General features: G+C 20.1%; 2 protein-coding genes. Both read left to right on the plus strand.

From position 1 onward, the window contains the following. The first annotated feature begins 146 nt into the window (after positions 1 to 146). Positions 147 to 599, plus strand: coding sequence for a hypothetical protein (locus G3997_RS06125; RefSeq protein ID WP_296644474.1), 453 nt, complete (start codon positions 147 to 149; stop codon positions 597 to 599). 86 nt (positions 600 to 685) lie between these two features. Beyond that, positions 686 to 1,135: a hypothetical protein gene (locus G3997_RS06130; protein WP_296644476.1), complete on the plus strand. Its 450-nt coding sequence runs from the start codon at positions 686 to 688 to the stop codon at positions 1,133 to 1,135. Positions 1,136 to 1,229: the final 94 nt, after the last annotated feature.

Consider the following 1,229-nt stretch of genomic DNA (forward strand, 5'->3'; position numbering starts at 1 on the left):
ATACATATTATATATTTCATAATCATTTTAAATAAATTTTAATAAAATTATAAAGCTTTAAAATCTACTTAATCATATTAATATATTGGCATACCATTTTTTTACTGGGATAAAATATACATATATAAAATTATAGGAGTGACTTTATGGAAATATTTCTTGCTATTATATTCTTTATATTTATACTTTCATTTTTAACTAAAGCGTTAAAGAGATTTATTATATTTGCTTTATTTATAACTTTAACATCAACTTTATATATACACATTAATTTACCTGTTTTAGTTAGTTTAATTTTATCTTTCATTATATTAATAGGATGTAAAGATACTTTATTTAACCTAAGAGTAACCATTAGCTATATATTTAAATCTAGAAATAAATTTAAAGAAAAATCCCTCGGTAAACTAGTTACTATATTATTCGAGCTTAATTTTACTTTATTTATAAGTATGTGTTACCTAGCATTAGCTAATCATATTCCTCATCTTTTTAATGTTAACAATGAATTTATTATTATAGCTTTTATATCTATATACATTGTTCAATATATAAAGAGATTTTCTTTTAAGAAAGGATACTCTTTTAATATACTTTAAGTTAAAATACCTATCATATTTCATGATAGGTACTTTCATTATTACTACTGAAAATAAAAYATTTAATATATTCTATTACTCGTACTATGGATACGATAATAGGTATATTAATATCTTTGCTTGTAAATTTTGGAATAAGTAGACATAGATATTTAAAATATTTAATTTTCTCATTTAATTCTAATTATAATGATTGTATTAAAATAGTTTCTAAAATTGTAAATGAATCTAATTATTCTTATTATACTGATTTAAAACTTAAATTTGATGACCTAAATTTGTATTATACTCAACTTACAGATGAAATTGTATACTCAAGTATAAGTGGAGACTTTAAATACTTAAATGAATGTTTTAATATATGTGAGCAACTTCTTCATCATTGTCATGGTCTAAATATTCTTGAAAAAAGTAGTTATAATGATACTCTAGTTAAAGAATCTATCAATAATTACCATTTAGATGTTATATCTAATCTACTACCTATTGCATCAAAACTAGAACTAAGTTTAGATAAAATATTACATGAAAAATGACCTATTTTTAGGTCATTTTAAATTTATTTAGTATAAAATTTTGTTTTATTATACATCCGTGTATTCAAAGCTATCTTATTTGTATTYCTATTTT

Origin of the sequence: Romboutsia sp. 13368 (assembly GCF_018336475.1) — a bacterium.
Classification (GTDB): Bacteria; Bacillota; Clostridia; order Peptostreptococcales; family Peptostreptococcaceae; genus Romboutsia.

Excerpts from the sequence above, each read along its gene's own strand:
- G3997_RS06125 (WP_296644474.1), top strand. The coding sequence starts at position 147 with ATGGAAATATTTCTTGCTATTATATTCTTTATATTTATACTTTCATTT.
- G3997_RS06130 (WP_296644476.1), top strand. The coding sequence starts at position 686 with ATGGATACGATAATAGGTATATTAATATCTTTGCTTGTAAATTTTGGA.